This is a genomic window from Bacteroides sp., from assembly GCF_030151085.1.
Lineage (GTDB): Bacteria > Bacteroidota > Bacteroidia > Bacteroidales > Bacteroidaceae > Bacteroides.
Genome location: NZ_JASLER010000016.1, coordinates 1 through 6,221, shown reverse-complemented (window position 1 = coordinate 6,221; position 6,221 = coordinate 1). Strand labels below are relative to the sequence as shown.

Genomic DNA, 6,221 nt, shown 5'->3' with positions numbered 1-6,221 from the left:
GGTTTCGACGCATTCTCCATCTAACCGGCGTAGCGCCGGAGCAAGGTTTCCTTGCGGCATAATATAAATCAAACAGAATCACTAAACATTATATATATGATCTTATGTGAACAAACCTGGCGTTGGTACGGTCCTAACGACCCCGTAAGCCTTTGGGATATCAAACAAGCCGGAGCTACCGGCATTGTCAACGCACTGCACCACATCCCCAACGGCGAAGTGTGGACAGTAGAAGAAATCATGAAACGCAAAGAGATAATCGAAGCAGTGGGTCTGCGCTGGTCTGTGGTAGAGAGTGTACCCGTACACGAACATATCAAGACCCAAACCGGAGACTACCAGAAGTATATCGACAACTATAAAGAAAGCCTGCGCAACCTCGGCAAATGTGGCGTAAACATCGTCACCTACAACTTCATGCCCGTACTGGACTGGACTCGCACCGATCTTGCCTACGAACTGCCCGACGGTAGCCGTGCTCTCCGTTTCGAACGTGCCGCCTTCATCGCCTTCGACCTCTTCCTGCTGAAACGTCCGGGTGCTGAAAACGATTACACCGAAGAAGAAAAGGCAAAGGCAAAAGCCCGCTTAGAGCGAATGACCGAAGCCGACAAGCAACTCCTCATCCGCAACATGATCGCCGGTCTGCCGGGTTCTGAAGAAAGCTTCACACTTGAACAGTTCCAACAAGAACTGGACCGCTACAATACCATCACTCCCGAAAAGCTACGTGCCAACCTGATCTATTTCTTACAAGAGATTGCTCCCGTTGCCGACGAAGCAGGCGTAGAATTGGTTATTCATCCGGATGACCCTCCTCGTTCTATCCTTGGTTTACCACGTATCATGAGCTGTGCAGCGGACTTCCAGGCAATCATTGATGCCGTTCCCAATAAGAGCAACGGTCTATGCCTCTGCACCGGTTCCTTCGGTGTAAGTAGTGCCAATGATTGTGCTGCCATGATGACCCAGTTCGCCGACCGTATAAACTTCGTTCACCTCCGTAGTACCCAACGCGATGCCGAAGGCAACTTCTACGAAGCCAATCACCTCGAAGGGGATGTCGATATGTATCACGTCATGAAAGCCTTCCTCGAACTGCAACAGCACCGTGGTGTCTCCATTCCGATGCGTCCCGACCACGGACATCAGATGGTGGATGACCTGAAAAAGAAAACCAATCCGGGTTACTCCTGCATAGGTCGCCTGCGTGGATTGGCAGAACTAAGAGGATTGGAAATGGGTATTGCAAAGTCTATGGAGTATCTGAAGTAGATACAAGTAGTGAATTTATATAGCTAGAGTCATTACAAGTAGTTAGAAAATTGTATATCTTTGTCGCACCTTCCCCTTGAAGTAGGAGAAGGTGCGTTTCATTTTGGAGAAATTCATTTCATTATTCGCCAACATTAAATTCTGGTAAAATTTCATAAGCGCGAATAATAGGTGAGAGTCTCCACGTCATAGTTGCATATAACTTTGTTATATACATCTTGGCGTGGAGCTATTGCTTGTTATTATTTGCTTAGTGGTTTACCAGAGCCTTATGTTGGAATAATAATATCGACAATAGTTTCCACGCCATTTTTATTGGCACATGGGAACCTTATATTAACTTAAAGTTCAAAGCCATGGAATCCAATAATCCTCACTGTCCCGACTGTACCTGTGATTTATTGCGCAAATTAGAAGAATCTACCGACCCATTTGCATTCATAGACGAGAATATCCCTATAGATATTGTATTGGATAACTTACACGAAGCTTCAAAAAACACGATGGAATGTACATGCTGTTTATTCGGAAACATTCTTTGGAACATGAAATGTGACCACTATCGTTCTCCACGCTTAAAAAGAACATTTACAGATTTCAAGATATGCCTATGGGCTATTCGGACACATCCGTTAGAAACAGTCTTTGGATTATTACCCTTAAGCCTACTCATTAAGGATCTATTTACGAAGATCTTCAAGAAAAGGAAATAGTAGATTATTACTCAAACATTTGCTAATCCAAAAAGTTATAGCGTAATTTGTGTAGCACAAAAAGTGCTACACTTTTTGTGCTATAAATAAATTACTGCTTATGAATAGAATAGCTAATCCTTTTTTAGTTTATGGGTATATTTCTCCTGAGTATTTTTGCGACAGGGAGGAACAAACGCAGAAGTTGATTTCCGCTCTAAAAAACGGGCGGCATATAACCCTGATGAGCCCTCGCCGTATGGGAAAAACCGGCTTAATAAAGAATGCCTTCTACCATATCCAACAGCAAGAGACTGAGACTGCATGCTTCTATATGGATATCTTTTCCACTACCTGCCTGAATGATTTTATCATCCTCTTCGGGCAAACTGTTATCGGAAAACTTGATACTCTCTCACAAAAAGCGTTGACCACACTTACCGGCTTCTTCAAGAGTTGCCGCCTTATCTATTCCAACGACCCGTTGAACGGAACACCACAAGTCACACTTGACTTTCAACCGGCTCAAGCACAAGCTACTCTTAAAGAAATCTTTGATTATCTGGAGCATTCGGGTAAAGAATGTTATATTGCCATTGACGAGTTTCAACAAATCACCGAATATCAGGAAAAAGGTGTAGAAGGTCTATTACGTTCATACATACAATTCCTACCTCACGTACATTTCATCTTTTCGGGTAGCAAGCAGCATATCATGAACGATATCTTCTCCTCTGCCAAACGCCCTTTCTATCGAAGTACGGAGAAAATGGCTCTCCAGCCCATCCCCGCCGAAAACTACCTATCCTTTGCCCAAAGTTGGATGAAAAAAGGAGGCAAACAACTGGACAAATTTCTTTTTATGCAGATTTACGAACGCTTTGAAGGACACACGTGGTACATGCAATACATGCTAAACCGCCTTTACGAACAAAGCAATTCGTCTATAGAAGAGAAAACGATTGATGTTTGCTTGGCAGACATCATCCAGTCCGAAATAGATTCTTATCAGCAACTCTATGGCATGTTGACGGAAAATCAGTCAACCCTATTACGTGCCATAGCTAGAGAAAAAATTGTAACCGGCATCAATAGCTCAGTATTCATCGGCAAATACAAACTGAAAGGGAGTAGTAGTGTTAATACAGCTCTCAAAGTCCTCATAGATAAAGAATATGTGTATAAGTCTGATAAGGGATACCAAGTCTACGACCGCTTTATGGAGCTTTGGCTACAGACGTTACCGTACAATAATCTGTAAAAATACAATTTATATAGGCCACTAATCACACTAGTAGCCGCATAAATAAACACTCCTATAAGTGTAAGCCCGCACTTATAGGAGTGTAATATGATAGTCTAAAGAGTAATTAAGGTTGAGGAGCTATAAAAGGAGGTAATGTTACCTTATAAACCAGCCCTCTATTCTCCAGCAATGGTTCAATCCCCGGCTTCTTGCCACGGAAGTTAACGTACATATCCATTGCATCGTCAATGCCGCCGGGAGTGAGGATGTATTTGCGGAACTTATCGGCATACTCTTGATTAAAGAGGTCACCACTTTCTACGAATGCCTGGAAAGCATCGGAATCAAGAACTTCTGCCCAAATATAACTATAGTAACCGGCTGTATAGCCACCACCCATCGTATGGTTGAAGTAAGTAGTGCGGTAGCGTGAAGGTATCTGCTTCAAAGCACCACGCTTGTTCAAGGCGTCAGCTTCGAACTTCATGACATCCATAGTTTCGGGCACTTCTTTCAAGACATGGAAGTCCATATCCAGCACAGATGCAGCGGTATATTCGGCAGTAGCAAATCCTTGACCATATTTGCCGCTCTTATCAAGCTTCTCAATCAGTTCGGCAGGGATTACTTCACCTGTCTGGTAATGCTTGGCATATACTTTCAATACCTCGGGCTCGAATACCCAATGTTCCATAATTTGAGAAGGCAACTCAACGAAGTCGCGTGGTACGTTTGCAACGCCGTAGTAATGTACATCCTTGAACAGATTGTGCAGGGCATGGCCAAACTCGTGGAAGAAGGTATTAGCTTCATCGGCACTCAGCAGAGCAGGTTGTCCTTCGGAAGGCTTGGTGAAGTTGCAGACAATAGTTACTACCGGAGCTACCTTTTTGCCATCTGCGTATGTCTGCGAACGGTAAGTACCGCACCATGCTCCACCACGCTTACTAGCACGGGGGAAGAAGTCCATATAGAGAACGCCCAGATGCGAGCCATCCTTATCCTTACATTCAAAGGCTTGTGCTTCGGGATGAGGAAGAGGAACATTTGTCAAAGGTGAGAAGCTGATGCCATAGAGTTTCTGGCATACGTAGAAGATACCGTCACGCACATTATCAAGCTTCAAGTAAGGACGAATCTGGTTCTCATCAAGGTCGAACTTGGCCTTACGGGCACGGTCGGCATAGTAGCGCCAGTCCCAACCTTCGGCGGTAAAGTTCTTGCCGTCTTTTTTGATTTCGGCGTTGATGTCAGCTAATTCCTCTTTGGCTTTAGACAAAGTAGGAGTCCAGATCTGGTCGAGCAGATCGTATACGGCAGCCGAGTTCTTCGACATACGCTCTTCGAGCACAAATGAGGCGTAGTCTTCATAACCCATCAATTTTGCCTTCTCAAGGCGGGCTTTGATAAGTTTACGAACTACTTCTTTATTATCGTTGGCATTGCCGTTGTTGCCACGGCTGATGTAGCCATTGAATATCTTCTCACGCAAATCACGATTATCGGCATATTGCAGGAAAGGCATCACGCTAGGGTTTTGAAGGGTAAATACCCACTTACCTTCCAAGCTATCTTTCTGAGCTTGTTCGGCAGCAGCGGCAATCAAGGATTCGGAAAGTCCTGCCAGGTCTTCTTTCTTATCTATTACCAACTTGAAGGCATTAGTTTCCTTCAACATATTCTGACCGAAAGTTAGTTGCAGCATGGATATTTCACTATTCAGCTCGCGCAACTTCTTCTGGCTCTCGGCATCGAGATTGGCACCACCACGAACAAATTCTTTATAAGTTTCCTCAAGTAACTTCTTCTGTTCCTTGTCCAGGTTGAATTTATCCTGATTGTCATATACCTCTTTGACACGGGCAAAGAGTTTAGGATTAAGGTTCATGTCATCGCTATGCTTAGACTGCAAAGGAGAAAGTTCCTTACTCAAAGCCTGCATGTCATCGTTGGTATTGGCACTGTTCAGTCCGCCAAAGACGGTGCGTACCTTGCGGTAAAGTTCCCCGCTCTGGTCTAATGCCACAATGGTGTTTTCAAAGGTAGGGGCTTCGGGGTTGTTGATAATGGCCTCAACTTCCTTCATTTGTTCTTCCATACCTTGCAGGAAAGCAGGTTTGTAATGCTCCATCTTGATCTGTTCGAATGGCGGAACCTGGAAAGGGGTTGTGTACTCTGTCAAAAGAGGATTACCGGACGCATCACCATTTTTCGGTTGAGATGCACATCCTCCTAAGATAGCTGCAATAGCTGCTGTCATAATAACTTTCTTCATAAGTCTCTATCTATTTTGATTGTAAATAGGTGTGTTTGCAAAGATAATAGGTTTTTCCTCGCCTGCTAAATATATCATCAACTTTATTGTTTACAAGGAGCTATCTAATACACAAGAAGGGCGCAGCCTCCCGGTGCACCCTTCCTCCTTTTTACACAATCTTTGATAATAACTAATGAAAAGAAAAAAACTTATTACTTAATAATTATTTCAATTCAAAAGGAACTATACCTTTAATATCCGCAGCAGAAGCAGCAATGATTGCTTCAAACTTGCCCGGTTCGGCTACCCAAGCATGCTTGGCATCGTCGAAGAAGCTCAGGGCTTCTTTATTAATGGTGAAAGTCACTTCTTTCTCTTCACCCGGAGCAAGCTTAATCTTCTGGAAACCTTTCAGTTCCTTGATAGGACGAGGCAAAGAAGACTGCTTGTCGCTGATGTACATCTGCACAACTTCCTGACCTTCACGAGCACCGGTATTCTTCACATTTACTTTTACAGTCAAAGTACCGTCAGCAGACATTGTTTTGCTGTCAGCAACCGGTTTGCCATAGGCAAAAGTAGTATAGCTTAAACCGTGGCCGAAGGGGAATAACGGTTTAACCTTCTTCTGTTTGTCAGCCCAACGGTATCCTACGAAAATACCTTCGTTATACTTGATGTCGATAGTCTTACGACTACTTTCGCCGGTATATTCACCCAAGCTATGAGCAGGAACATCTTCCAGCTTCAC

General features: G+C 43.9%; 5 protein-coding genes. 3 read left to right on the top strand and 2 right to left on the bottom strand.

Annotation, left to right across the window (positions count from 1 at the left end; translation table 11 throughout):
- Positions 1-96 precede the first annotated feature (96 nt).
- From uxuA to Q1W14_RS03600, 3 genes are all read left to right on the top strand, one after another.
- The gene (uxuA, locus tag Q1W14_RS03610; protein WP_300699360.1) at positions 97-1,275 is read left to right on the top strand and encodes a mannonate dehydratase; all 1,179 of its coding nucleotides are present in this window, start codon (positions 97-99) and stop codon (positions 1,273-1,275) included.
- A gap of 356 nt (positions 1,276-1,631) precedes the next feature.
- Positions 1,632-1,988, top strand: a complete 357-nt coding sequence (locus tag Q1W14_RS03605) for a hypothetical protein (RefSeq protein ID WP_300699359.1) — start codon at positions 1,632-1,634, stop codon at positions 1,986-1,988.
- 100 nt (positions 1,989-2,088) lie between these two features.
- Positions 2,089-3,228: an ATP-binding protein gene (locus Q1W14_RS03600; RefSeq protein ID WP_300699358.1), complete on the top strand. Its 1,140-nt coding sequence runs from the start codon at positions 2,089-2,091 to the stop codon at positions 3,226-3,228.
- Between the two features lie 109 nt (positions 3,229-3,337).
- On the opposite strand, the gene Q1W14_RS03595 is transcribed toward Q1W14_RS03600, so the two are convergent.
- Positions 3,338-5,488, bottom strand: a complete 2,151-nt coding sequence (locus tag Q1W14_RS03595; RefSeq protein ID WP_300699357.1) for a M3 family metallopeptidase — start codon at positions 5,486-5,488, stop codon at positions 3,338-3,340.
- A gap of 205 nt (positions 5,489-5,693) precedes the next feature.
- Positions 5,694-6,221: fibronectin type III-like domain-contianing protein (locus tag Q1W14_RS03590; RefSeq protein ID WP_300699356.1), on the bottom strand; the 528-nt coding region annotated here is incomplete at its 5' end.

What these genes read in the sequence shown, in the direction of transcription:
- uxuA (WP_300699360.1), top strand. Translation starts at nt 97, where the DNA reads ATGATCTTATGTGAACAAACCTGGCGTTGGTACGGTCCTAACGACCCC.
- Q1W14_RS03605 (WP_300699359.1), top strand. Translation starts at nt 1,632, where the DNA reads ATGGAATCCAATAATCCTCACTGTCCCGACTGTACCTGTGATTTATTG.
- Q1W14_RS03600 (WP_300699358.1), top strand. Translation starts at nt 2,089, where the DNA reads ATGAATAGAATAGCTAATCCTTTTTTAGTTTATGGGTATATTTCTCCT.
- Q1W14_RS03595 (WP_300699357.1), bottom strand. Translation starts at nt 5,488, where the DNA reads ATGAAGAAAGTTATTATGACAGCAGCTATTGCAGCTATCTTAGGAGGA.